Annotated in this window: 3 protein-coding genes and 1 pseudogene; 3 read left to right on the top strand and 1 reads right to left on the bottom strand. The window is 38.6% G+C overall.

All coding sequences use genetic code 11. The annotated features are described in order from the left end of the window. Positions 1-599 (top strand): chromate transporter (locus VGE44_RS01565; protein ID WP_331076009.1); only part of this gene is annotated, 599 nt, incomplete at its 5' end. Positions 600-730: 131 nt separating this feature from the next. Here the strand turns inward: VGE44_RS01565 and VGE44_RS01570 are convergent. After that, positions 731-1,854: pseudogene (locus VGE44_RS01570) on the bottom strand (IS3 family transposase). 352 nt (positions 1,855-2,206) lie between these two features. Between VGE44_RS01570 and VGE44_RS01580 the strand changes: the two are divergent. Both VGE44_RS01580 and VGE44_RS01585 read left to right on the top strand, forming a co-directional pair. Then, positions 2,207-2,614: a hypothetical protein gene (locus tag VGE44_RS01580; protein WP_331076011.1), complete on the top strand. Its 408-nt coding sequence runs from the start codon at positions 2,207-2,209 to the stop codon at positions 2,612-2,614. A 223-nt stretch (positions 2,615-2,837) separates the two neighbouring features. Further along, the coding region (locus tag VGE44_RS01585) for a JAB domain-containing protein (RefSeq protein ID WP_331076012.1) at positions 2,838-3,161 on the top strand (324 nt) is incomplete at its 3' end.

Here is a 3,161-nt window from a genome sequence, read left to right on the forward strand (position 1 = left end):
AGAACAGACAAAATAATACTTTGCAAAGTATCGTTCCGTTTACCTTTCTTCAGGTTACACAGACAACTTTTTGGACAGCGACAAATGCTAAACTGTTTTGGACATTTCTTAAAATTGGCTCCATACTTTATGGGAGCGGATATGTGCTGTTTGCTTTTTTAGATACAGAATTGGTAGCAACAGGTCTGCTCACAAGACGGCAATTGATGGATGCTATTGCAGTAGGTCAGTTCACGCCTGGTCCCGTTTTTTCATCGGTAACGTTTATTGGCTTTCAAATCAATGGGCTTTCAGGAGCCATTATCTCAACTATTGCCATTTTCCTGCCATCATTTGTTTTTGTGGCACTGCTTAATCCGTTAATGAAAAAGCTACGAAATTCTAAAGGGTTATCTGCCTTTTTAGATGCCGTGAATGTAGCATCGGTAGCCATAATCATAGCAGTGTGCTATGAAATGGGTAAAGAAACCATTACTGATTGGCGAACGATTTTAATTGCAGTTTTGAGCATTGCAATAACTTTTGGATACAAAAAATTAAATAGTGCTGTTGTAGTTTTGGGCGGTTCCTTATTAGGATATGTGTTATTTCAAATTTGATAAAAATTTAGATTATTATCTTCATAAGGAGAAACTGTACAAATTCGTAACTTTCTCAGACTAACTGTCCATACCGATAACAGTTTCTATTACTCTTTTAAAATTGTAGCCTTCCCATTTTTAAGACACCGTTAATTTAGAGTTATTTCCTCAATTAATACATTCTTCGTGTTGACCTCAGTCTGTTGTTTGGAGATCATAGCAGGTACCATTCCTTTAAGAGCGCTGTGAGGTTTCATATGGTTGTAATCGTAAACCCACTCATCGCATAAGATCCTCAGTTGTTCCAGGTTCTCAAAGAGGTAAGCATTGAGTACATCTTCCCGGAATGTCCGGTTCAACCGTTCTATATAACCATTCTGCATAGGCTTGCCTGGCTGAATAAACTGCAGCGCTATTTTGTTGTCATCGCACCAGTTTTTTAACTCTTTGCTGATAAATTCCGGACCATTGTCCACCCGGATCTTAACTGGCTTTCCTCTCTCATTTATAACCTGTTCCAGCACCATAATTACCTTCCATGCAGGAATGCTGTAATCTGCGTAGGCAGCAAGACACTCTCTGCTGCAATCATCCATGATATTTAATATCCTGACTCGTCTGCCGCTCATTAAAGCATCGCTTACAAAGTCCATACTGTAGCTGTAATTAATCAGTTGTGCCGCTTCTAATGGTTGTTTTATACGTGCAGGCAGCCTGCGCTTATGCTTACGCCTAAATACCAATCTCATGGATCTGTAAACCCTGAGAACCCGTTTACGATTCCATACCAAGCCCTCAAGCCGAATTTTACCGTAGTAGTCGTCAAATCCTCGTGTAGGATAGCGTTCAGCCAGACTTTGAAGTTTGTCCATCACTTCGGTGTCGTCTTTCCTGCTTTGATAGTACCATAACGAACGGTGCAGACCTACAGTCCGGCAAGCCCTGTCAATGCTGACTCCAACTTCACTAACCGACCATTCTGCCAGCTCCCGCTTTTGGCAGGGCTTTACAACTTTTTTTCGATGATCGTTTTGGCAAGTTGATAATCCAGGCTTAGCTCAGCGTACATCTGTTTAAGCCTCCGGTTCTCGTCTTGAAGTGTTTTGAGATCTCGCAAGTGAGAGGCATCCATGCCGCTATACTTCTTACGCCAGTTATAGAGTGTGGCTTTGCTGATCCCGTATTCACGGCATACATCTGTGGCCGTGCGGCCTCCTTCATACTGTTTGACCGCAGTAGCGATCTGGGTTTCTGTGAATTGCTGCTTTTTCATTTTATGACATTTGAAATTAAACTTTTTGTCTAATTACTTCATGTCTTAATTTCAGGGAAGCTTACAACTGTCTTAAAACAGGAAGGTGGTGTCAAGTTGAAGACAAGCCGTGATAGCTTCAATGGCGTTGAATACGAGGAGTACTGTGAATTAGTAAAAGAAATTAGAGAGCATTTTCATTTAAAAAGCATGCTTGAAGCTGATAGTTTTTTCAATGATATCTACTGGATTTTGAAAAAGCATAAAAAAACTTAGCGAACTTAGAATTTAGACAAAACTCGAAAAGGGGTTATATAGACACCTTTTTCAATTCTTGTCTACAATGGTTATCTTTAATTCCAATTCATTTATAATGAAATACTTAATAACCATATTTCTAATATCAATTTGTGTCACAAGCTTTGGTCAAGGGAAGAGGCTAACGGATAAACAAATAAATGAAAGTGGAGCTCAAAAACTGTTGTTTTTGGATGATATCAATAAGGTGAAAGGTTTGGCTACTAAAGATATTCAGGATAATATTGCTTTGTTACTCCTCCAGAGTGGCGATGCACCAATTGTATACTTAAATGATAGATCATTTGAAGAAAAATATAATATCACATACTTTGAATCTGGCTGCATAGGTCCAACAGCTAAGTTTGCGGTGGAATATAATAAATATATTTTCGAGTATCTTGATTCGAAGTTTGGCAAAGGATGGAGGAGGGAAATTAGAAAGGACGTTATTGGACTGAAAGAATTTAGACAAAGTCAATAAAGGGTTTATATAGACACATATTTAAGATTTTGTCTACGACTACCAGACTTTTACAATTTATTCCATTAGATATTCTCACAAAAATATGCTTGTAAGCTCAACACGCTTCAAGGAGCTTGGCATAAACCCACAACCCTAAACGCTCAATTCCATTTATTCCACTCCTCCTTGGCTTAGTTGATCTTAAAGCATGATTGTGCTCCATATTAATCAAATAAAGAATATGGAAAGTAAAAACATGAAAGTTGCTGAAGTGCAACTGAGTTACAAGTCGAAAGTAAAAGCATCAGATCGTCCAAAGATCACAGAATCAAAAGATGTCTATTCGATCCTACAGAAACATTGGAACTTTGAGATTATCGAATTTATTGAGGAGTTTAAAATTGTGCTTCTTAACAGAGCCAACAGAGTCTTGGGGATAGTTGACATAAGTGTCGGTGGTACAAGTGGAACTCTGGTAGATCCGAAAGTGGTTTTTGCAGCTGCTTTAAAATCTGCGGCGAGTGGGGTTATATTAGTACATAACCATCCAAGTGGAAATCTGAAT

The organism is Daejeonella sp., from assembly GCF_036405355.1.
In the GTDB taxonomy this organism is placed as follows: domain Bacteria; phylum Bacteroidota; class Bacteroidia; order Sphingobacteriales; family Sphingobacteriaceae; genus Daejeonella.